The organism is Flavisphingomonas formosensis, from assembly GCF_009755815.1.
GTDB lineage: Bacteria > Pseudomonadota > Alphaproteobacteria > Sphingomonadales > Sphingomonadaceae > Flavisphingomonas > Flavisphingomonas formosensis.
Map to the genome: position 1 here is coordinate 342,362 of NZ_WRPK01000002.1, position 19,843 is coordinate 362,204.

A 19,843-nucleotide genomic window follows, 5' to 3' on the forward strand; every position below is an offset into this window, starting at 1 on the left:
CCCTCGCCTTTTTGCAGGCGGGCGGAGATGAGCCGATAAGGAGATGGCCGATGTTCCGCACGCTCGACGATACGATCATGGTCGCCGGTCAGGTGAACCCGGCCGACATCGCAGAAGCGGCCGCGCTCGGCGTCACCTTCGTGATCAACAATCGTCCCGATGAGGAACAGCCCGGCCAGCCGGCGGGCAGCGAGATCGAAGCGGCGGCAAAGAAGGCCGGTCTCGGCTATGCCGCCATCCCGATCACCCATGCCGGCTTCTCGATGAACCAGGTCGAAGCGATGCGCGCTGCGCTGGAGGCCGCGCCCGGCAAGGTGCTCGCCTTCTGCCGCTCGGGTACCCGGTCGACGCTCGTGTGGGCGCTGGCCCGCGCGACGATGGGCGACGCGCCCGACGCGCTCGCCGCCAAGGCCGAAGCTGCGGGTTATGATCTGAGCCCGATCCGCGCGTCGCTGGATACGCTCGCCGCCCAGGGCTGAACGCCCGAGGCCCGGATGAACGCGGGCGGCCCGCCATGACGGCGAGCCGCCCCGCCTCCACAACGCCTCGCTTCCGGAAACGAGGCGCGCAAAGAGCCGCGATCAGGCCGCGATGGCGACGTGACCGGATGCCTCCAGGAAGCGCTCCCAATTCTCGATCGTGACGCCGTCGCGATATTCGCGCTGCATTTCGGGGGTCAGCACTTCGATCATCTGGCAACCCTCGACCCAGAGCTCGATCACACCGAACACGCCGCCGCGCTTGCAATATTTCGCTGGCCAACCCTCGCGCACAGCGATGGCGAAAACCGCATCGCCGTCGAGCATCGTACCGATCGCCGCATGGGTCGGTCCGTGGCGCGGCACGCCGGTCAACAGGCCATAGGCATCCGCATCGCCCGGCGCGCGGCGCAATTCGGTGCCGCGCGGATAGAATTCGATCGCGGTCCGCCGCTCGTCGCCAGCCATCGCGATCCAGCTTCCCGCGATTACAGGCGGAAAGGGAAAGGCGCGGCCACCCCAGAGTTCGGCGATCACGCTCGCGGCATGGCGGGGATCGTCAGCTGCGAGCGAGAGATGGTAAAGCATTCAGGGTCTCCTTGTTCGTCCCCTGCCGGGGGACCTACATCGGAGCGCCGGATGCCTCAGTGACGGCCGTCACACGCTCGATCGGGATAGTCCCTGCGCCCACCGTCTCCGCGGGCTACCATATTCACGCATCGCTTTGGCCGTGTGTTTCCTGCGCCATGCCAGCCCTTCGACTTCGCTCAGGATACCTCCGCCTTCGGCGGAATCTGCATCACCCTCGCCATCCCTCGCCGGGATACGAAGCCGCCGTTCTACCCCCAGAACCGGGCCTCGGCATGATGCATCGTCCCACCCTCGAACCGAAATCCGTCCGCACGATCCTTGGAAAGCAGCAACGGCCCGTCCAGATCCACCCAGCGCGCGCCTTGGGCGGCCAGGAAAGCCGGCGCGATGCCGAGCGACGTCGAAAGCATGCAGCCGACCATGATCTCCAGCCCGCTCGCCCGCGCCTCGGCCGCCAACGCCAGCGCCTCGGTGAGGCCGCCGGCCTTGTCCAACTTGATGTTGATCGCCGCATAGCGGCCGACGCAACGCGCCAGGTCGGTCCGGTCCTGGCAGCTTTCGTCGGCGCACAGCGGCACGGGCGAGACGACGCCGTCCAGGAGCGCATCTTCGCCCGCCTTTACCGGCTGCTCGATCAGTTCCACGCCGTGGGCGGCGAGCTGCGCGGCCTCGGCCGCGACATCGCGTCCCGTCCAGGCCTCGTTGGCATCCACAATCAGCCGCGCGGTGGGTGCGCCGCGGCGTACCGCCGCCACCCGCGCATCGTCGCCCTCTCCGGCCAGTTTGAGCTTGAGCAGCGGATAGCGGCCGGAGGCGCGCCGCGCTGCGGCTTCCATCTCCACGGGCTCGCCCAGCGAGATGGTATAGGCAGTCGTGAGCGGCTGCGGCGTTGCGAGGCCGGCCAGGCGCCACGCCGGCATCCCCGCGCGCTTCGCATCGAGATCCCAGAGCGCCGAATCCAGCGCGTTGCGCGCCGCCCCGCGCGGCAGCAGGGCCTGAAGCGCCCCGCGCCCCGCGCCTGCGCGGATCGCTTCGCCCACGGACTCGACCTGCGCCAGCACGCTCTCTGCGCTTTCGCCATGATAATAGATGGCGGTCGCCTCGCCGCGCCCGATCCGGTCGCCCTCGGCAAGCTCGACGACGACCACGTCGACATGGGTCTTCGATCCCCGCGCGATCACGAAGGCCCCGGCCACGGGCCAGCGTTCGATCCGCGCATCCAGCCTGAGCGGCCGCATCCGCCGATCAGGTCGTCGGGACGGAATCGTCGTCCTGGACCGCAGGTGCCGGGCCAGGAATGTCGCGCGGCGTGCGGGACGGCCAGAGCGACTGGGGCAGGATCCGGGCCGCCTTGTCGAACGCCGTCCTGACGTCGGGCCGCGCCAGCAGGGGAACCCACAGCCCGCGCAGCCGCGACTGGCTCGGCGCCCAGAAGGCACCGTCGGGCTGGAACTGGTCGGTGATGTTGCTCGCGCCCTCGATGCTGCTCAGCGCGTGGACGGCGATCGCTGCGGCCTCGTCCCTGCGGCCGAGGCACAGCAGCCCCTCGACGGCCGCAGCCTCATTGTCGCTTGCCTTGGCCTTGAGCGCGTCACCCTGCGTCGCAGCCTCCGCGGTGCGGCCCAGCGCGCCGAGCGCGCAGGCCCGCGTCCGCGCAAGCCACATCGCGCCATAGTCGCTCAGCGTATCGCGTGCCTTGGCCAGCGCATCGTCCGCCACTTTCAGCGCATCGGCTTCGCGTCCGGCCTCGTCCAGCATCTCGGCAAGGCCGACCACACCGTCCACCGCCTGCGGCGTTTTGCTGAGATCCAGCGTCGTGAAGCCGTTGAGCAGGGCGATCGCCTCGTCGCGCCTGCCGAGCGCGGAGAGCGCTTGTGCGCGGTAGCGGATCACCGCCACCGCATCCTCGTCCATACCGACCGCGATCTTGACGGGCGCCGATTGCTCGATCGCATCCGCATAACGGCCGAGCAGGATGAAGGCGCGCACGCCATCGCGCAGCGCATGAACATCATCCGGGGCATCGGCCAGCCGGGCTAGCCGCGCGGTGGCGAAGCGGTCCACGGCCCTGCCGGAGTTGGGGCCGAGACGAGTCTCGATATCCGGCCAGATCGGCTGATAGACCCGTTCCATCGCCATGCCGGCCAGCAGCTCCGGCATGGTCACGCGGGGCAGCAGTTCCCGCGCTTCCTCGACCTGCTTCTGCTCCAGCAGCGCCTGGATCGCACCCTGCGCCAGAGCATCGCGCATATCGGGTTGGTCGTTCGGCTGCCAGTCGGCGCGGGCGAGCGCGATATAGGCCCGGTTGCGCAGAGTCAGCTTGTCTTCTTCGGTCAGCTTCTGGGAAATACCGCGCCAGATCGCGCCGGGCACCATGCGCAGCGCGTCCGGATCCTGCTCGGCCAGGGTGACGAGCTGCTCGCCGGCATCGTCGAACCGGTTCTGGTTGGCGGCGACGAAGATGCCGAAGCTGCGCACCATGCCGTTATTGGGTTGCGCGACGGCGAGCTCGGCCTGCACTTTCGGCACCTCTGCCGCACGACCCGCCGGGCCGAGGCAGGGCAGGCGCAGCAGTTGCACCATGTCCCGATCGCGGCCGGAGGGCAGGCCGGGCAGCAGCGGATCCAGCTTGGCGAGCGCGCCGCGACAGTCATTGGCCTGCGCCCGCTCGAGCGCCGCCGTGGCGGCGGCACGTACCGCCTCGCTGCGATCCTGGGGCCGCGCGATCGCAGGCTTGGGCGGAGTGACGCTTGCATTGCCAGGTGCAGCCAGCAGCGCCGCCGCACCGATCAGCGGGAGGAGGCTCCCGCTACGCCGCATGCTTCGCGATCCAGTCCTCGACCACCGGCGCGATGACCTCGCGCCAGCGGCGGCCGTTGAAGATGCCGTAATGGCCGACACCCTTCGCCATATAATATTTCTTGAAGCTCTTGGGCAGGCCTTTCGACATGGTGAGCGCCGCCTTGGTCTGGCCCAGACCCGAAATATCGTCCTTCTCGCCCTCGACCGCCAGCAGACCCACGTCGGTGATCGCGCCGAGATCGATCAGGCGGCCGCGATGCGTCATCTCGCCCTTGGGCAGCAGATGCTGCTGGAAGACGACGTCGATCGTCTGGAGATAGAATTCCGCGTCCATGTCGCAGACCGAGCGATATTCGTCGTAAAAGGCCTTGGTCGCGTCGGCGCTGTCCTCGTCGCCCTGCACGAGATGCTTGAACATCGTCCAGTGGCTGATCAGATGATTGCCGAGGTTCATCGCCATGAAGCCGGTCAGCTGCAGGAAGCCGGGATAGACCCGCCGTCCGCCGCCCGGATAGAGGAACGGCACGGTCTGGATCACATTCTGCTCGAACCAGCTGTGCGGGCGTTGCGTCGCCACCGTGTTCACCTGGGTCGGTGCCTCGCGCGTGTCGAGCGGGCCGCCCATCATCGTCAAGGTGCGCGGCCGTGCCGGATTGCCGTCGGCCGACATGATCGCCGCTGCCGCATAGGCGGGCACCGAAGGCTGGCAGACGGCCAGCATGTGTGCGCCCGGGCCGATCGTCTCGAGGAATTCGATCACATAATCGATATAGTCGTCGAGATCGAAGAGGCCGTCTTCCAACGGCACCAGCTTCGCGTCGCGCCAGTCGGTGATGTACACGTCATGCTTGGGCAGCATCCGTTCCACGGTGCCGCGCAGCAGTGTCGCATAATGGCCGGACATCGGGGCGACGATCAGCAGCTTTGGCTGGCCATCGGCCACGCCGTGGCGGCGGAAGCGCTTGAGCTGGCCGAATGGCTTGCGCAGCACGATCTCTTCGGTGACGGCCACGTCCTTGCCGTCGACGATGGTATGATCGAACCCGAAGGCCGGCTTGCCGCGCGGCGCCGATGCATGCGCGAAGACGTCGAGGCCGGATGCGAGCAGCGGGCTGAAGCCGTTATAGGCCAGCGGATTGGCGGGATTTTGCAACCATTCGGAACCGAAATTGGCCATTGCGCTGGCGCCGGCGAGCAGCGAGCGCTGCATTTCATAGGCGTTATAGAGCATGCATGTTCCCTTGCGGCCCGAGGGCCTACTTGGCTGTCCATCTAGAGTGCCCGGCACCCGCTTGCAATGAGACAACGCCCCGCGCAGCCGTGCGTTTCGCGCGAGCGAGCGTGCGTTTCGCGCGAAAAGCTGCTTTGAGTTGAGCGTACCGGCGGCCACTGCTAGGGGCAGGCGCACGCGCGCTCCCTAATTTCCCGCAGGTATTTTCCGCATGGCCGACGCCCGCCCTCCCGCCGATCAGCCCCGCCGGCTCGGCAATCTCGCGCTGATCTGGAGCTTTGCCTCCCGCTATCCGGCGCAGCTCGCTTTGGCATCGGTCGCGCTCGTCCTCGCTGCGGGCGCCACCCTCTGGATCCCGCGAACCTTCAAGCAGGTGGTGGACAAGGGCTTCAGCGGCGCGTCCGCGCCCGATCAGATTAGCGCCTATTTCCACGGGCTGCTGCTCGTCGTCGTGGTGCTGGCGCTTGCGACCGCCGTGCGCTTCTATTTCGTGTCCTGGCTCGGCGAGCGGACCGTCGCGGACATCCGCACCGCCGTTCACACCAACCTGCTCACCCTCGCTCCGCGCTTCTTCGAGGAGAATCGCCCGTCCGAAATCGCGTCGCGCCTGACTGCCGATACCGCGATCATCGAGCAGGTGGTCGGCACCACGGTCTCCGTCGCGCTGCGCAACCTCGTGATCGGCGTCGGCGGGATCATCTATCTCTTTGCGCTCGCGCCGAAGCTCGCGGGGATGCTGCTGCTCGGCATACCGGCGATCATGATCCCGATCATCCTGCTTGGCCGACAGGTTCGCACGGCCTCGCGCGCCAGCCAGGATCGCGTGGCGGACATCGGCTCGATCATTTCCGAAACGCTGGGCGCGATGAAGATCGTCCAGGCCTTCGGACAGGAAAAGCGCGAGGCGGAGCGTTTCCACAGCGCAGTCGACGCGACCTTCGCAACCGCCAAGCAGCGCATCCGCCTGCGCGCGATCATGACGGCGATCATCATCGGGCTGATCTTCGGCGCGATCACCATGGTGATGTGGGAAGGCGCGCGCGACGTCGCGAACGGCACTCTCTCCGGCGGTTCGATCGCGGCCTTCGTGATCACCGGCGGCCTCGTCGCCGGCTCCTTCGGCGCGCTTACGGAAGTCTATGGTGACCTGCTGCGCGCCGCCGGCGCGTCGAGCCGCATCGCCGAGTTGCTCGCCGAAATCCCCGAGATCCGCGCGCCTGCGCATCCGCGTGCCTTGCCCGAGCCGCCGCAGGGCCGGCTCAGCTTCGAACATGTCCGCTTCCGCTATCCCACGCGGCCGGAGATCGCCGCGCTCGAGGATTTCACGCTGGACATCGCGCCGGGCGAGCTCGTCGCCGTGGTCGGCCCGTCGGGGGCCGGTAAGTCGACGCTGTTCCAGCTGGCCCAGCGCTTTTACGATCCGGAGGCGGGCACGGTCAGCCTCGATGGCGTCCCGCTCACCGCAGCGGATCCGGCGGCGGTGCGTGGGCGCATCGCAATGGTGCCGCAGGAGACCGTGATCTTCGCCGCTTCCGCGCGCGACAATCTGCGCTACGGCCGCTGGGCGGCCGATGACGCCGCGCTCTGGGCGGCCGCCGAGGCCGCCAACGCCGCCGAGTTCCTGCGCACCCTGCCCCAGGGGCTCGACACCTATATGGGCGAGGGCGGCGCGCGCCTGTCCGGCGGCCAGCGCCAGCGCATCGCGATCGCGCGTGCACTCTTGCGGGATTCCCCGCTGCTATTGCTCGACGAGGCGACCAGCGCGCTCGACGCCGAATCGGAACGCCTGGTCCAGCGCGCCCTCGAGACGCTGATGGCCGGCCGTACCACCATCGTCATCGCCCACCGCCTCGCCACCGTCCGCAAGGCCGACCGCATCATCGTCATGGACAAGGGCCGCATCGTCGAGGAAGGCACGCACGCTTCCCTTACCGAAACCGGCGGCCTCTACGCCCGCCTCGCCCGCCTGCAATTCGAAGGCGCGCTGGCGTGAAGCGAAAATCGAAGGCCCGGAATCCGGCTCCCTCCGCTCGCCGGGATGCTCTAAGCTGATCCTTTGCTCCGGGGGACAGCCATGGCGTCGCAAGCGGCCGCGCAATCCGAACTCACCCTGCGCGGCATCGCGCTCGGCTTCGCCATCACCCTCGTCTTCACCGCCGCCAACGTCTATCTAGGCCTCAAGGTCGGCCTGACTTTCGCCACCTCCATCCCCGCCGCGGTGATCTCCATGGCCCTGCTCCGCTTCGTGCGCGGCGCGGGCATATTGGAAAACAACATCGTCCAGACGATCGCCTCGGCCGCGGGCACGCTCGCGGCCATCGCCTTCGTGCTGCCGGGCCTGGTGATGACCGGCTGGTGGCACAGCTTCCCCTTCCTGCCGAGCTTCCTGGTCTGCGTGTCCGGCGGCATCCTCGGCGTCCTCCTCTCCATCCCGCTGCGCCGCGCGCTCGTCACCGGATCGGACCTGCCCTATCCCGAAGGCGTCGCCGCCGCCGAAGTGCTGAAGGTCGGCGCCGAGAGCCGCGAGGGTGCCGAGGAGAATCAAACCGGCCTGCGCGCCATCGTCATCGGCAGCCTCGTCTCCGCGGGCTTCGCGGCCATTTCCGCGATGCGCCTCTTCGCGGCCGAGGCCGGCTCCTGGTTCCGTGTCGGCGGCGGCGCCAGCGGCATCTCCGTCACCCTGTCCTTCGCACTGATCGGCGCGGGCCATCTCGTCGGCATCTCGGTCGGCATGGCGATGCTGCTCGGCGTCATCATCGCATTCGGCATCGCCACGCCTTTCCTCACCTGGCTGCACCACACCCCCGGCTCCGCGGCCGAAGCCGCGCAGAGCGTGTTCAGCGGCGAGGTCCGCTTCATCGGCGCCGGCGTGATCGGCATCGCCGCGATCTGGACCCTGGCAAAGCTGGCCAGGCCCCTGGCGTCCGGCCTCGCCGGCGCAGCAGCCGCCTCGCGGGCGCGGCGCGGCTCGGCCGTCGCGCTGCCGGTCGAGGAACGAGACCTACCGCTGGGCATCGGCGGCATCATCCTGGCGGCGCTCATCGTCCCCGTCGGCATCGTACTCTACGGCTTCCTCCAGGGCGGTCCACTTGCGCCGCTCACCTGGCCGCTGATCGCAGGCGCGTTGCTCTACATCCTGCTCGGAGCCGCCTTCGTCGCCTCCGTATGCGGCTATATGGCGGGCCTCATCGGCGCATCTAACAGCCCGCTGTCGGGCGTCGGCATCCTCGCGATCATAGGCGCGGCACTGCTCCTGGCTGGAGTGGTCCAGCCGGTCGCCGGACCGCAGGCGAGCCAGCACCTCGTCGCCTTCGCGCTCTTCGTCACCGCGGTGATCTTCGCTTCCGCCACCATCGCAAACGACAATCTGCAGGATCTCAAGACCGGCCAGCTCGTCGGCGCGACGCCGTGGCGCCAGCAGGTCGCGCTCATGATCGGCGTGGTTGCCGGCTCGCTGGTAATCCCGCCAATCCTCGATCTGCTCAACACCGCCTACGGCTTCGCCAGCGCCGTCCCCGGCGCCGTCCAGCCCACCAATCCTCTGCCGGCTCCCCAGGCGACACTGATCACCGCACTCGCTCGCGGCGTGCTCGGAGAGGGCCTCGACTGGTCGCTGATCGGCGGCGGCGCGGGGCTGGGCGCGGGGCTCATCCTGCTCGATGCGCTGCTAGGCCGGTTGAAGCTGCTCCGCCTGCCCCCGCTCGCCGTCGGCATTGCCATCTATCTGCCGATCAGCCTCACCATGCCGCTGGTGATCGGAGCCGTGGTCGGCTTCCTCTACGAACGCGGCCGCGGCGAGGCAGGAAAGCGGATCGGCGTCCTGCTCGCCTCCGGCTTCATCGTGGGGGAGAGCCTCTTCGGCGTCTTGCTGGCGCTGCTGATCGTCGTGACTGGCAGCGCGACGCCGCTCGCGATCGTCGGCGACAGCTTCGAGACGGCTGCGCTCGTGATCGGAGGCCTGGCGTTCCTTATCGCCCTGAGCGTCTCCTACCGCTGGATCATGCGTCAAGAAGCTGCGGCTTGATCGGCACCCAAGCCGATCCGGCAACGCTGCTGCTCGGCGACCGGCTGCGCTCTCCGGCTCCCATCGATGCGACGCCGGAGAACCGCGTATACCGCCCGCCGATGAGGCGTCAAACTGCCTGCATTACCTCAGCCACCGGGGTCGCAACCCACCCGTCAAGATTCGACAGCCCACAGATCGAGCCCTATGCTCGACACAGCAACCGCGCATAAAAAAAGGGGCGGACCATAGGCCCGCCCCGATATGTCCAACGCGAGCGCGTTATCAGTAGTTGGCGTAGGCCTCGTTGCCCACGAAACCCATTTTCTCCACCTGGGCACGCTTGGTGACGGCGAGCACCTCGTCCACCACCACGTAACGGGCCTGGGGATCCGGCTGCAGATGCAGCTCGGGGATCGGGTTCATCTGCTGCGAGATGTCCAGATACTGGCGCAGCGTCTTCAGATCGATCGGCGTACCGTTCCAGTAAACCTGTCCGGCGGCGTCGATCGTCACCTTGTTCTTATCCGCCTGAACCGGATTCTTTGGTGGATTTGCCTGGTTCGACGGCAAGTCCAGCTTCACCGCGTGGGTCTGGATCGGAATGGTGATGATGAACATGATCAGGAGCACCAGCATCACGTCGATCAGCGGCGTGGTGTTGATGTCCATCATGGGCTCGCCTTCGGCGCTGCCTGAGCTCATGGCCATGGTCAGTTACTCCTGCAGACTAGAGGCGTTCGCTGGCACCGGGCGGAGGTTCGGAGATGAACCCGATCCGCGCGAAACCGGCACGCTGCATGTTGGTGATCGCCGCACCGATGCAGCGGTAAGGCGTATTGATGTCGCCGCGAATATGCGCCTCGGGCAATTCGAGACCCTTCGCGTTCACGCCGCCCTGCTTCGCGATTTCCTTCTTCAGCTTGTCGACCGCACGATCGAGCAGTTCCTGCGGGCCGACCTTGGTCAGACCCCAATAGATCTCGCAGGTCCCGTTCGCCGCTGCCTTAACGGAAAGCGATACGTTTTCGGGCTTGGTGGTCGTCGGCTCGAAGCGAACCTTCGGCAGCGTCATCGGAATAGTCTGAATGACGACGGGCACCGTGATGAGGAAGATGATTAGGAGCACCAGCATGACGTCCACGAGAGGCGTCGTGTTGATGTCGGACATCGGGGTGTCGGTCTCGCCCGTTTCCGAGGGGCCCGCACTCATGGCCATAGGGTCAAATCCTGTCCTGTACTTGTCTTGGGCGCATCATATGACGAGCCCGGTCGGATCGAAGGCAAGGGGCGGGCACGCGGCCCGCCCCGAACCATAGATCAGGCCTTGGTCGGCGCCGGAGCCGGCTTGGCCGGAGCAGCGAGCTTCGCCGGAGCCGAAAGCGGACGCACCGCACCACCGGACATCATGTAGCCATGGATGTCATTCGCGAACGCGCTGAGCGACTCGGCGACCGACTTGTTGCGACGGATCAGCCAGTTGTAGCCGAGCACGGCCGGGACGGCCACGGCCAGACCGAGCGCGGTCATGATCAGAGCTTCACCGACCGGACCGGCGACGGCGTCGATCGAGGCCTGGCCAGCGGCACCGATCTTGATGAGCGCGCGGTAGATACCGATAACCGTGCCGAACAGACCGATGAACGGCGCAGTCGAACCCACGGTGGCGAGGAAAGCGAGGCCAGTGCCCAGCTTCGAGTTCACCGCTGCCTGGCTGCGGGCGAGCGAGCTCAGCATCCAATCATGCTGATCGACGGGATCGGTCAGCTTGGTGTGCTGGTCCTGCGCGATCAGGCCGTCGTCGACGATCTGACGGTAGGCGCTGTTCTTCTCGAGCTTCGCCGCGCCGTCCTTCAGGTTCGGTGCGCTCCAGAAGCCGGCGCGAACCCGCTTCGCCTGGTTGATGATCTTCTGCTGCTCGAGCAGCTTGGTGAACATGATGTACCAGGACGCGGCAGACATCACCACGAGGATGAGGAAGACGGTCCAGGCGATCACGCCGCCCTGATGGAGCGCGGCGAGCAAGCCGTACGGGTTGGAGTTCGCGGCGGCGCCGGCAGCTGCGGGGGTGCTCATGGGGTTAACTTTCCTCTTCTAATTCAGTGCAAGGGGGCGAAAAACTAACGCGGCTCCGGCCAAGGATACGGCCGGAGCCCCGAACAGGATCAATCCTTCGGTACCTGCCAACGCACGCGGTTGGAGTAGCTGAATGCAATCGGGTTGCCAGCATCGTCCTTGGCGGGCGAGAAGCGCGAGCGACGCATCAGCATGCGGCACGCGGTATCATCCAGGGCCGGGAAGCCGCTCGACGAGGTCACCGTGCAGTTGGTGGCCTTGCCATCGGGTCCGACATCGAGACGGAAACCGGTCACGCCCTGATGCTCGGCGCGCATCTCAGCCGCGGGGTAATCCTCCGACGTCACCCAGTCACCCGGCGCGCCTTTCGGCTTGCCCGGGACGGCGATGCTCGGCTTCGGCGGCGGAGCAGGCGGCGCAGTCGGCGTGATGACCGGCGGCGGCGCGACGGGGACCGTCTGGATGATGGGGGCCGCGACGACCGGCGCCTGAACGATCGGCGGCGGGGTCACGACGGGCGGAGGCTGGACCTCGACTTGTTTGGGAGGTGGGGGCGGCGGCGCCTCGGGAGGCGGCGGCTCATCCTCCACATCGAAGGTCTTCAGATCCTGAACGGCCTTCTTGACGACATTATATGCCAGGCCGGTGATGAAAGCGTAGCCGAGAGCCGCATGCAACAGGACGACGATCACGATCGCCACCATGCGGCGGGAGCTCATCGATTGGTCAGCATAAGCCATTAATGAACGACACTCCCTCCGGATTAAGGATTCGCCGAAGCGCCGTTGCGGGCACCCGATCGATCTTTCAGCGCGACCAGCCTCTTGTTTGTTCTTGTCCAAGACACATATGGTCCCCGCATATGCATCTTATATGACCGATCGCGCGGCGGACACTCTCTATCGCGACCGACTTGACGACGCAACACCCCCTTGTGCGCCAAAAAACTTGATTTTGCACATAGGCGCGGCCGTTCCGAATGCTGGCCCACGGGGCGAAATCCATGGTAACGGCATGGGCTCGTGACCCGGGAGGCTGCATGCGTACGCTCTTGTTTCTGGCCTGTTTAACGGCTTTTTCCACCCTCCCAGCCCATGCCGAAACAGTGACGCAACCGCTTGTTAACAATTCCTTTTCATATGCAGATCTGGCGGATATCGCGGTCACCGCGCCGATCGCCGCAGTCGTGCTCGTGGACGATGCGATCCCGCTGAAAGGCGCACAGGCGGCGGATGTCCCGCCAGGCGTCGTACGCCTTTATGTCGAGGCGACGGTGCAGACTCTGATCCGCGGCGCCGATGGTCTGCAAGCCCAAGTGAATTATCTCGTCGACGTACCGCTGGGTCCCTCGAATCGGCCCCCGAGGCTGCGCAAGGCCCGCATGCTGGTGCTCGCCGCACCGGTGCCGGGCCGCCCGGGCACGCTGCAGCTCGTGGCGCCCGACGCTCAGATCGGCTGGACGCCCGAGACGGAGCAGCGCGTGCGGGCGATTCTCGTGGAGGCCGCATCGAAGGACGCACCGCCGCACGTCACCGGCATCGGTAACGCCTTCCACGTCCCGGGCGCGATCCCCGGCGAGAGCGAGACCCAGATCTTCCTCACCACCCAAAATGGCCGCCCCATATCCCTCAACGTGCTGCGGCGGCCTCAGGAGGATCCGCGCTGGGCGGTCGCGCTGGGCGAGATGGTCGACGAGGCGGCGACTCCGCCCAAGCCCGAGACGCTGCTCTGGTATCAGCTCGCCTGTTTCCTGCCCGCGCGCTTGCCGGACAGCTCGGTCTCGTCGATGAGCGACGCCGATGCCGCCGCAACCCGCGACGATTACCAACTCATCCTGCAGCGCCTCGGCCCCTGCGCCCGCACCCGCCAGCCGCGTTGAGCGAAGATCAGAAGGAGGCCAGCTCCACGCCGACGGCCGCGCAGTCCGGATAGACGTCCGGCTTGCGCGTGGAGATGCGCAGGGCGGTGACGCCGGCGCGCGAGGCGACTAGATCGTAAATCTCGCGCGCCAGCGTCTCCTGCAGGTTGAAGCGGCGGCCGGACGTCATCCTACTGATCTCCGTGCGCAGGAAATCATAATTCCACGCAGCCGCGACCGTATCTTCCGCGGCGAACGCCGACTCGTCCAGCCAGACTTCCACCGTGACCAGCAGCCGCTGCGGATTGCCGACCTCGAACGCGTGGAAGCCGATGTCGACGGGCAGATCATAATCCTGGAGGATGATCCGCCGCGTCTTCGGAGCAAGGGCCGCCGGCACCAGGCCATCGAACGTCGGAGAAGTGATCATCGGCTTTCCAGGTCCTTGATGAATTGAATGTCGCGCTGCAGCCCGAGAAAGCGCAGGCCGCCGTCCAGGGTAATGGTCTGGCCGGTATAGGTCGGGGTGGCGACGATGAACCGCAACGCGTCCACGATCTGCTCCGGGTAGACGCCATGGCCGAGCGGATTATAGGCGTGGACCGCTGCAAAATTCGCCTCGCTCTGTTCGCCCGACACGAGCGTGACGGACGGCGCGATCGCCGCAACGCGAATGCCCCGCGAGGCGAGCACGCGGGCGCTGAGTTCGGTGAGCCCCGCGAGACCGAATTTGGAGATGGTGTAGCTGAAGAAGTCGGTGTTGGGCGCCGAAAGCTTGGCATCCAGGATGTTGACGATCAGCCCTGGCACCCCGCTCGGCACCGCCCGCGCGAATGCCTGCGAGAGGAGCGCCGGCGCGCGCAGATTCACGTCCATATGCGCGTCCCAGTCCGCGGCCGTGAAATCGTCGAAGCTGTCGAAGACGAAGCCGGAAGCGTTGTTCACCAGCAGGCCGGGCGGCGGCATGTCGCGCGCCGCATCCAGGATCAGCGCCGCCGCCGCGGGATCGGCGAGATCGGCCGCGACGCAATGGGCATGGCCGATCTCGGCCGCCAGCGCTTCGGCCGCTTCGGCCGAATCGCGGCAGTGGATCAGCACATGCCAGCCATCGGCGGCAAGCGCGCGGCTTAGCGCGGCGCCGATGCGTCGTGCGCCCCCGGTGACGATCGCCGTGCGGGGCGACTCTTCGAGATTACCGAATTCGGATGCCATCCATAGGGCGGATAGCGTCTGCCCGAAAAACGGGCAAGGCGAAGCCGGCGGCGCAACGACGGGCCGAATGGGCCGTCGTCCCGCACTTGTCCACAAGCTTCCCCACGCATGGTGGGGATAATTCACACACCGGCGCTGGGACGCTCCGCCATCGCCGCGTGCCAGCGCGCCACGGAAGGCCGCTCCACGCTCTGCAGCTTGGTCGCACGGGCGAACTCCACCGCGACAAAGCCGCAAATATCAGCATAGCTGACGCTGCCCCCGGCGATCCACTCGCTCTCGCTCAGGCGCGCATCCATCACGTCCAGGAAGCGATCCCACATCGCCCGGCCGCGATCGACGAGGCCAGGCAGCTGCGGCATCGCCGGCCATTTTCCGCTGAGCGCACGATCGGCGAAGAAAGGGCGGCTGTTGCGATAAGCATCGCCAACCGCGGCATAGCCCTCCGCCTCGATGCGGCGGGTCCAGGCCTCGATCCGCCCGATCTCCTCCGGCGTGGTGCCGAACAGCGGCGGATCGGGATGCAGTGCCTCAAAATACCGACAGATCGCCGAGGTCTCGTCCAGTACCGTGCCGTCCTCGAACGCCAGTGCCGGCACCGTGCCGCGCGGATTGATCGCCAGATAGGCAGGCGTCAGCTGCTCGTCGGTCTTGAGATCGACCATCACGCGATCGACATGGATTCCCTTCTCCGCAAGATACATGCGGACCTTCCGCGGGCTCGGCGCCCAGGGTGCATCATATAATTTCATCGGAATATCGCTTTCCTTTCGTAGAGCGAACGCTAAAGCGCGCCGCGCCGGGCGTCCACATGGTGCGGCCGCATTCTTCATCCCCTCGCTGCGACAGGAGTATCTGGCAGAGTGATCGAGATCGTTCCCCTTTCCCGGGCCGCGCCGGACGCGGTGGAAGCGGTGTTGGATGCCGCCTTCGGAACCGATCGTCACGGCCGAACCGCCTATCGCATGCGCGCGGGCGTGCATGCGGTGCCGCACCTCTCCTTCGCAGCGTTCGACGGCGACGCGCTGATCGGCACGCTGCAGATGTGGCCGGTGGAACTGGCGCAGCCCGACGGCAGGGCGGAACCATTGGTTCTGCTCGGGCCGGTTGCGGTGATCCCCTGTCGGCAACGCGACGGCATCGGCCGCAAGATGATGGACCATGCGCTGCGTGCGGCCGATTCTTCCGGCGAGACGGCGCTGATGCTCATCGGCGACCCGGAATATTATGGCCGCTTCTTCGGTTTCGATGCAGACGCGACGGGCAGCTGGGAGATACCGGGTCCGGTCGAACGGCGGCGCCTGCTCGCGCGCCTGACCGGCGGCCGCACACTGCCCGCTACGGGGGCAATTCGCCCCCGCCAGGCCGCTCTCGCCGGCTGATCCTCCCGGATTTGCACCTGCGGCCGCAATGGCATAACGCGGATCCATGCCCGAGACCGCACCGCCTCCCGACGATCTAGCCGGCTTGTCGCTGGCCGAGATCGCGACGCGGGCGGCCGAACGGAAGCTGCCTCCGGTCGAGACATGGAACCCGAGCCGCACGGGGCCGAGCGACATGCGCATCGCTCGCGACGGCACTTGGTTCCACGAGGGCTCGCCGATCGGCAGGGCACCGATGGTTCGGCTTTTCTCCTCCATCTTGCGGCGGGAGCCGGACGGGAGCCACGTGCTGGTGACCCCGGCCGAAAAGCTGAACATCGAAGTGGAGGATGCCCCTTTCGTTGCGGTCGAGCTCAAGACCGAGGGCAAGGGCCCGGCGCGGCGTCTCGCCTTTCGGCTGAATACCGGCGACATGGTGGTGGCTGATGCCACCCATTCGCTGCGCTTCGAGTCGCGCGAGGACGGCCCCCATCCATATCTGCACGTCCGCGGCGGCCTGGAAGCGCTGGTCGTCCGTTCCGTCTACTATGAACTTGTCGAGCTCGCGCTCGACGAGAATGCGGCGCCGCCTGGCCTGTGGAGCGAAGGCGCCTTCTTTCCCCTGGAGCCGGACGCATGACGCTTGCCGAACGGTTGCGCGTCGCGCTCGAAGAAGGGGCGCGCCGCGAAACGATTCATCTGACCAGCGATTTTCGCGATCATGAGCCGGACGGCCTGGAACCGTTCGCGCCGGCAGCGGTGCTCGTTCCGGTCACCGACCGATCCGATCCCGGCGTGCTGCTGACGCAGCGGACCGAAACGCTTCGCAAACATCCCGGGCAAATCTCCTTCCCCGGCGGCCGGATGGACCCGGATGATGACGGGCCGATCGCTACCGCGCTGCGCGAAGCCGAGGAGGAGATCGGGCTGCCGCCGAGCATGGTGCAGCTCATCGGCATCGCCGACCGCTACCGGACGGGCACGGGCTTCGAGATCACGCCGGTGATCGGGGTGATCCCGCCGGATCTTGCGCTGGTGCCGAACGATGCCGAGGTCGCCGCGCTGTTCGAGGTGCCACTGTCCTTCCTGCTCGAACCGAGCAACCATGTCGAACAAGCGGTCGAATGGCAGGGGCACGAGCGCCGGTTCTTCGAGCTCACCTGGCAGGATCGCCGCATCTGGGGCGCCACCGCGGGGATCATCGTCAACCTGGCACGCCGCCTCGCCTATCCCGCATGAGTACCGACACCTATCTGCCCGACGCTGAATGGCGCAGCCGCCCGGGCCTTGCCGAACTGCTCGATGTGCTGGGCGGCCGCCAAGGGCAGATCCGTTTCGTCGGCGGCGCAGTGCGCGACACGCTGCTGAGCCTTCCCGTCGCCGACATAGATTGCGCCACCGTATTGCTTCCGCAGGAGGTGCTCGACAGAGTAAGGCAGGCGGGCCTGAAGGCCGTTCCGACCGGCATAGCCCATGGCACGATCACCGCGGTCACGCCGGGCGGCCCGGTGGAAGTCACCACGCTGCGCCGTGATGTCTCCACCGACGGACGGCGGGCGACCGTCGCCTTCACCGAAGACTGGCAAGAGGATGCCGCGCGACGCGATTTCACCATCAACGCCCTGTCGGCGGAGCCGGTGAGCGGGCGCATCCATGACTATTTCGGCGGCCTCGCCGATCTTTGCCAAGGTCGTGTCCGCTTCATCGGCGAACCGCTGACGCGAATCGCGGAGGACCATCTTCGTATCCTGCGCTTCTTCCGCTTCCACGCCCGCTTCGGAAAAGGAGCGCCCGATGCGGATGCCCTCGCCGCCTGCGCGGCCCGCGCCAACGACCTGATGGCCCTTTCCCGCGAGCGGATCGCCGACGAGTTGCTGAAGCTCCTCGCCGTCGAGGATCCCGCCCCTGCGTTCGCGACGATGCTCGAACATGGGATCTGGAGGCCGGTGCTTCCCGAGATCGACCTGCAGGGCCTCGCTCGGCTTCGCGCGCTGATCGAACGCGAACGAGCGGCCGGCCTCGGACCGGACCCGCTTCGCCGGCTCGCCGCGCTGCTCCCCCCGGATCCGCCGCTGGCGACCGCGCTGGCGGTGCGGCTCAAGCTTTCCAACGCGGCGCAACGCCGTCTCGCCGCGGCAGCAGGGCGGACCGAAGAGGTCGAGCCGTTGCGCGCGCTCGCCTATCGGCTCGGCCGGGAGGAGGCGATCGATAGGCTCTTGCTATCGGAACGGGACGTCGCGGCGCTTGCGGAGCTGGAGGGCTGGGATCGCCCGCGCCTGCCGCTCGGCGGCGGTGACCTGATTGCGATGGGGCTACCGGCCGGGCCGGTCGTCGCCAAGACGCTGCAGGCTGTGGAAGCGCGCTGGATCGCCGAGGATTTTCCGGCCCACGCGCGCGCGCTTGCGCTCGCTCAGGAAGCGGTCGATCAGTTGTTGCGGCCGGCCCAATAAGCAAAGGCCGCATCCGCTGTCAGCGGCTCTGAAAAATAGAAGCCCTGCCCGGCCGAGCAACCCAGCGCCGTCAGTGTCTCTGCCAGTTCCACAGATTCGATACCCTCGGCCGTGGTCGACATGCCCAGCGATTCGGCCAGGCTCAGCACCGCGCGCACGATCGCGAGCGAATCGCGATCGGTGAGCATCCGGCCAACGAAGCTCCGATCGATCTTGAGCATGTCGATCGGCAGCTTCTGCAGAAAGGCGAGACTGGAATAGCCTGTGCCGAAATCGTCCATCGCGATCTCGGTATCGATCCGTTTCAGCTCTTCGAGCACGCGATTCGCTCGCTCGGGATCGGCGATGATCGCGCTTTCGGTGATTTCGATCATCAACCGGTCGCCTCCGAGCCCATGCGCGGCCAGAGCCTCGGTAATCGTCGTCGCCATGTCGTCGCGCGTGATCTGGATCGGCGAGACGTTCACCCCCATGCGCACCGGCAGCAGCATGCCTGCGCGTCGATCCCAATCCGCGAGCGTACGCATCGCGGCATCCAGCGCCCAGCGGCCAAGCGGCAGGATGAGGCCCGATTCTTCCGCCACGGGGATGAAGTCGATCGGCGACATCACCCGGCCGTCATCGTGCGTCCAGCGCGAAAGCGCCTCGAAACCGGTTACCCGACCGCTCGCCAGATGGATCAGCGGCTGGAACGCCAGGGTGAGCTTGTCCCCCTCAATAGCTCGCCGCAACTCCGTCTCGATGCTGAAGCGGCGACGGGCTATGCTCGCCTCCTCCGCCTCGTAGATTTCGACGCGGCCCGATTGCTTGGCGCGCTTGAGCGCGAACTGGGCGTTGCGCAGCAGATCCTCGGACGAGACGGTCTCCACGCCGAGCAACGCGCATCCGATCGCGCAATCGACCCGGAATTCCAGTTCGGAAAGGCGGAAGGGCGTCAAGAGCGTGGCCTGGATGCGCTTGGCGGCCTGCAAGGCATCGTCCGGCCCGTCGTGCAGGCGCAGCAGGATGCCGAACTCGTCACCGCCGATCCGCGCCAGCATGTCGCCGCCGCGGAGCACCGACACGAGACGGCGAGCCACTGTGATGATCAGTTCGTCGCCGGCAAGCGACCCCATCGAATCGTTGATCCGGCTGAACCGGTTGAGGTCCACCACCATCACCGCGAAGTTTCCGGCGGCGTCGGGAGCATGCATCGCGGAATCGACCGCACCGTTGAAGGCCGAACGGTTGGGTAGGCCGGTCAGGCTGTCGCGGAGCATTTCGGCGCGCAGGCTGCGCTGCGTCTCGATCTCGGTCGTGCGGTCGACAAGGGACAGCAGACAGCGCCCGTTCCCGCCGCGAGGCGGCAGCTGCGCCAGCCGCACGATGAAATGGCGACCGCTGATCGCGCCGCCCTCTTGCCATTCGAATTCGCGAGCGCCGGCCGAACTCTGAAAAAAATCACGAATCGCCTCGCTCAATCCGCGGCGGCTCAGCAAGGGTATGCTGCCGTCGCTGTCGCCGAAAGCGACCATCGAGCTGCTCACCATGTCGTAACGCGCATTCGCCGCGATGATCGCAGCGCTGCCCTCCATGAGTCCGATCACCGCCGCCGCGATGGGCAATGCATCCAGATATTCCTGCAGCGGCTCGGCATTTCCAGCATCTTCCTGCCCTTGCGCATCGGCGACGGGCGACGGGCGAGCGGAATGCTCTTCTTCCTTCTCGGGATTCTCAGGGTTCCGGCGCGTCGACTGCATCGACCGAGCCTTATCCCAAAGCGGTTAATTTCTGCTTTCGG

At 66.9% G+C, this 19,843-nt stretch carries 20 protein-coding genes; 8 read left to right on the plus strand and 12 right to left on the minus strand.

Features of this window, described 5'->3' with window-relative positions:
- Positions 1 to 50: 50 nt before the first annotated feature.
- Positions 51 to 479: a TIGR01244 family sulfur transferase gene (locus GQY20_RS07675; protein WP_157216474.1), complete on the plus strand. Its 429-nt coding sequence runs from the start codon at positions 51 to 53 to the stop codon at positions 477 to 479.
- Positions 480 to 581: 102 nt separating this feature from the next.
- Here GQY20_RS07675 and GQY20_RS07680 read toward each other — a convergent pair whose 3' ends face one another.
- The 4 genes from GQY20_RS07680 to GQY20_RS07695 form a co-directional block, all read right to left on the minus strand.
- Positions 582 to 1,067 carry a hypothetical protein gene (locus GQY20_RS07680; protein ID WP_157216475.1) on the minus strand — a complete coding sequence of 162 codons (486 nt, stop codon included), beginning with the start codon at positions 1,065 to 1,067 and terminating at the stop codon, positions 582 to 584.
- Positions 1,068 to 1,318: 251 nt separating this feature from the next.
- Positions 1,319 to 2,308 (minus strand): N-acetyl-D-Glu racemase DgcA, encoded by a 990-nt coding sequence (gene dgcA / locus GQY20_RS07685; RefSeq protein ID WP_157216476.1) that lies wholly within the window; start codon positions 2,306 to 2,308, stop codon positions 1,319 to 1,321.
- A gap of 7 nt (positions 2,309 to 2,315) precedes the next feature.
- Positions 2,316 to 3,890, minus strand: coding sequence for a tetratricopeptide repeat protein (locus GQY20_RS07690; protein WP_157216477.1), 1,575 nt, complete (start codon positions 3,888 to 3,890; stop codon positions 2,316 to 2,318).
- Positions 3,880 to 5,103, minus strand: coding sequence for a polyhydroxyalkanoate depolymerase (locus GQY20_RS07695; protein ID WP_157216478.1), 1,224 nt, complete (start codon positions 5,101 to 5,103; stop codon positions 3,880 to 3,882). The genes GQY20_RS07690 and GQY20_RS07695 overlap by 11 nt, the downstream gene beginning before the upstream one ends.
- A gap of 211 nt (positions 5,104 to 5,314) precedes the next feature.
- Between GQY20_RS07695 and GQY20_RS07700 the strand changes: the two genes are divergently transcribed.
- Together GQY20_RS07700 and GQY20_RS07705 are read left to right on the plus strand one after the other, a co-directional pair.
- On the plus strand, positions 5,315 to 7,096 hold the full coding sequence (locus GQY20_RS07700) for an ABC transporter transmembrane domain-containing protein (protein WP_157216479.1): 1,782 nt from the start codon (positions 5,315 to 5,317) through the stop codon (positions 7,094 to 7,096).
- 81 nt (positions 7,097 to 7,177) lie between these two features.
- Entirely contained in the window at positions 7,178 to 9,127 is a 1,950-nt protein-coding gene (locus GQY20_RS07705) for an OPT family oligopeptide transporter (protein WP_157216480.1), read from the plus strand.
- 264 nt (positions 9,128 to 9,391) lie between these two features.
- Here the strand turns inward: GQY20_RS07705 and GQY20_RS07710 are convergent, their stop codons facing one another.
- The 4 genes from GQY20_RS07710 to GQY20_RS07725 form a co-directional block, all read right to left on the minus strand.
- Positions 9,392 to 9,817 carry an ExbD/TolR family protein gene (locus tag GQY20_RS07710; protein ID WP_157216481.1) on the minus strand — a complete coding sequence of 142 codons (426 nt, stop codon included), beginning with the start codon at positions 9,815 to 9,817 and terminating at the stop codon, positions 9,392 to 9,394.
- 19 nt (positions 9,818 to 9,836) lie between these two features.
- Positions 9,837 to 10,325 carry an ExbD/TolR family protein gene (locus GQY20_RS07715; RefSeq protein WP_157216482.1) on the minus strand — a complete coding sequence of 163 codons (489 nt, stop codon included), beginning with the start codon at positions 10,323 to 10,325 and terminating at the stop codon, positions 9,837 to 9,839.
- A gap of 101 nt (positions 10,326 to 10,426) precedes the next feature.
- Positions 10,427 to 11,182, minus strand: a complete 756-nt coding sequence (locus tag GQY20_RS07720; RefSeq protein WP_157216483.1) for a MotA/TolQ/ExbB proton channel family protein — start codon at positions 11,180 to 11,182, stop codon at positions 10,427 to 10,429.
- 89 nt (positions 11,183 to 11,271) lie between these two features.
- Positions 11,272 to 11,922, minus strand: a complete 651-nt coding sequence (locus tag GQY20_RS07725) for an energy transducer TonB (protein WP_157216804.1) — start codon at positions 11,920 to 11,922, stop codon at positions 11,272 to 11,274.
- 299 nt (positions 11,923 to 12,221) lie between these two features.
- On the opposite strand from GQY20_RS07725, the gene GQY20_RS07730 reads away from it, so the two are divergent.
- Positions 12,222 to 13,061 (plus strand): hypothetical protein, encoded by an 840-nt coding sequence (locus GQY20_RS07730; protein WP_232475941.1) that lies wholly within the window; start codon positions 12,222 to 12,224, stop codon positions 13,059 to 13,061.
- A gap of 7 nt (positions 13,062 to 13,068) precedes the next feature.
- Here the strand turns inward: GQY20_RS07730 and GQY20_RS07735 are convergent, their stop codons facing one another.
- From GQY20_RS07735 to GQY20_RS07745, 3 genes are all read right to left on the minus strand, one after another.
- Entirely contained in the window at positions 13,069 to 13,470 is a 402-nt protein-coding gene (locus GQY20_RS07735) for a dihydroneopterin aldolase (RefSeq protein WP_157216484.1), read from the minus strand.
- The gene (locus GQY20_RS07740) at positions 13,467 to 14,252 is read right to left on the minus strand and encodes an SDR family NAD(P)-dependent oxidoreductase (protein ID WP_157216485.1); all 786 of its coding nucleotides are present in this window, start codon (positions 14,250 to 14,252) and stop codon (positions 13,467 to 13,469) included. The genes GQY20_RS07735 and GQY20_RS07740 overlap by 4 nt, the downstream gene beginning before the upstream one ends.
- A 122-nt stretch (positions 14,253 to 14,374) precedes the next feature.
- Positions 14,375 to 15,004 (minus strand): glutathione S-transferase family protein, encoded by a 630-nt coding sequence (locus tag GQY20_RS07745; RefSeq protein ID WP_157216486.1) that lies wholly within the window; start codon positions 15,002 to 15,004, stop codon positions 14,375 to 14,377.
- 111 nt (positions 15,005 to 15,115) lie between these two features.
- On the opposite strand from GQY20_RS07745, the gene GQY20_RS07750 reads away from it, so the two are divergent.
- From GQY20_RS07750 to GQY20_RS07765, 4 genes are read left to right on the plus strand one after another with little or no spacing between them, the layout of a single operon-like run.
- Positions 15,116 to 15,634 (plus strand): GNAT family N-acetyltransferase, encoded by a 519-nt coding sequence (locus GQY20_RS07750; RefSeq protein WP_157216487.1) that lies wholly within the window; start codon positions 15,116 to 15,118, stop codon positions 15,632 to 15,634.
- A 46-nt stretch (positions 15,635 to 15,680) separates the two neighbouring features.
- Entirely contained in the window at positions 15,681 to 16,253 is a 573-nt protein-coding gene (locus GQY20_RS07755) for a DUF1285 domain-containing protein (RefSeq protein WP_157216488.1), read from the plus strand.
- Positions 16,250 to 16,852 (plus strand): CoA pyrophosphatase, encoded by a 603-nt coding sequence (locus tag GQY20_RS07760; RefSeq protein ID WP_157216489.1) that lies wholly within the window; start codon positions 16,250 to 16,252, stop codon positions 16,850 to 16,852. Before GQY20_RS07755 ends, GQY20_RS07760 begins: the two co-directional genes overlap by 4 nt.
- Positions 16,849 to 18,063, plus strand: a complete 1,215-nt coding sequence (locus GQY20_RS07765) for a CCA tRNA nucleotidyltransferase (protein ID WP_157216490.1) — start codon at positions 16,849 to 16,851, stop codon at positions 18,061 to 18,063. The genes GQY20_RS07760 and GQY20_RS07765 overlap by 4 nt, the downstream gene beginning before the upstream one ends.
- Here GQY20_RS07765 and GQY20_RS07770 read toward each other — a convergent pair.
- Positions 18,039 to 19,802, minus strand: a complete 1,764-nt coding sequence (locus tag GQY20_RS07770; RefSeq protein WP_157216491.1) for a putative bifunctional diguanylate cyclase/phosphodiesterase — start codon at positions 19,800 to 19,802, stop codon at positions 18,039 to 18,041. The two genes, GQY20_RS07765 and GQY20_RS07770, sit on opposite strands and share 25 nt — an antisense overlap.
- Positions 19,803 to 19,843 lie beyond the last annotated feature (41 nt).

Excerpts from the sequence above, each read along its gene's own strand:
- GQY20_RS07675 (WP_157216474.1), top strand. The coding sequence starts at position 51 with ATGTTCCGCACGCTCGACGATACGATCATGGTCGCCGGTCAGGTGAAC.
- GQY20_RS07680 (WP_157216475.1), bottom strand. The coding sequence starts at position 1,067 with ATGCTTTACCATCTCTCGCTCGCAGCTGACGATCCCCGCCATGCCGCG.
- dgcA (WP_157216476.1), bottom strand. The coding sequence starts at position 2,308 with ATGCGGCCGCTCAGGCTGGATGCGCGGATCGAACGCTGGCCCGTGGCC.
- GQY20_RS07690 (WP_157216477.1), bottom strand. The coding sequence starts at position 3,890 with ATGCGGCGTAGCGGGAGCCTCCTCCCGCTGATCGGTGCGGCGGCGCTG.
- GQY20_RS07695 (WP_157216478.1), bottom strand. The coding sequence starts at position 5,103 with ATGCTCTATAACGCCTATGAAATGCAGCGCTCGCTGCTCGCCGGCGCC.
- GQY20_RS07700 (WP_157216479.1), top strand. The coding sequence starts at position 5,315 with ATGGCCGACGCCCGCCCTCCCGCCGATCAGCCCCGCCGGCTCGGCAAT.
- GQY20_RS07705 (WP_157216480.1), top strand. The coding sequence starts at position 7,178 with ATGGCGTCGCAAGCGGCCGCGCAATCCGAACTCACCCTGCGCGGCATC.
- GQY20_RS07710 (WP_157216481.1), bottom strand. The coding sequence starts at position 9,817 with ATGGCCATGAGCTCAGGCAGCGCCGAAGGCGAGCCCATGATGGACATC.
- GQY20_RS07715 (WP_157216482.1), bottom strand. The coding sequence starts at position 10,325 with ATGGCCATGAGTGCGGGCCCCTCGGAAACGGGCGAGACCGACACCCCG.
- GQY20_RS07720 (WP_157216483.1), bottom strand. The coding sequence starts at position 11,182 with ATGAGCACCCCCGCAGCTGCCGGCGCCGCCGCGAACTCCAACCCGTAC.
- GQY20_RS07725 (WP_157216804.1), bottom strand. The coding sequence starts at position 11,922 with ATGGCTTATGCTGACCAATCGATGAGCTCCCGCCGCATGGTGGCGATC.
- GQY20_RS07730 (WP_232475941.1), top strand. The coding sequence starts at position 12,222 with ATGCGTACGCTCTTGTTTCTGGCCTGTTTAACGGCTTTTTCCACCCTC.
- GQY20_RS07735 (WP_157216484.1), bottom strand. The coding sequence starts at position 13,470 with ATGATCACTTCTCCGACGTTCGATGGCCTGGTGCCGGCGGCCCTTGCT.
- GQY20_RS07740 (WP_157216485.1), bottom strand. The coding sequence starts at position 14,252 with ATGGCATCCGAATTCGGTAATCTCGAAGAGTCGCCCCGCACGGCGATC.
- GQY20_RS07745 (WP_157216486.1), bottom strand. The coding sequence starts at position 15,004 with ATGAAATTATATGATGCACCCTGGGCGCCGAGCCCGCGGAAGGTCCGC.
- GQY20_RS07755 (WP_157216488.1), top strand. The coding sequence starts at position 15,681 with ATGCCCGAGACCGCACCGCCTCCCGACGATCTAGCCGGCTTGTCGCTG.
- GQY20_RS07760 (WP_157216489.1), top strand. The coding sequence starts at position 16,250 with ATGACGCTTGCCGAACGGTTGCGCGTCGCGCTCGAAGAAGGGGCGCGC.
- GQY20_RS07765 (WP_157216490.1), top strand. The coding sequence starts at position 16,849 with ATGAGTACCGACACCTATCTGCCCGACGCTGAATGGCGCAGCCGCCCG.
- GQY20_RS07770 (WP_157216491.1), bottom strand. The coding sequence starts at position 19,802 with ATGCAGTCGACGCGCCGGAACCCTGAGAATCCCGAGAAGGAAGAAGAG.